Raw genomic sequence first — 270 nt, 5'->3', positions numbered from 1 at the left:
ACGAAGCGTACCACGTTCACCGCCTTGTACGATGAGACGCTTACGTTTCGGTCCTGCCCACAATCCCGGCTGTGCTGCGTTGATGATTTCAGCGGCAGTACGGGCATCGCCTCCAAGTGGGGCAATAACCTGCACTTCAGCCGTATGATACATACGCCAGACGCCGTTTACCTTGGTGTAGGCTTCATCGACTTCAGCCCACGCACCATCGCGTTTGAGGTGAAGCTCAGTGGCTTCACCCCCCCAGTTAGAGTTCTTGATATGGACTGG

1 protein-coding gene is annotated in these 270 nt (G+C 55.6%); it reads right to left on the bottom strand.

What is annotated here, in order from left to right:
• Nucleotides 1–270, bottom strand: a 270-nt coding sequence (locus Q5762_RS38485; RefSeq protein WP_315896962.1) for a hypothetical protein, incomplete at both ends; no start/stop codon positions are given.

The organism is Streptomyces sp. P9(2023) (assembly GCF_032436795.1).
Classification (GTDB): Bacteria; Actinomycetota; Actinomycetes; order Streptomycetales; family Streptomycetaceae; genus Streptomyces.
The sequence above is the reverse complement of the archived record's forward strand: the minus strand, read 5'-3'. Positions and strand labels throughout refer to the sequence as shown.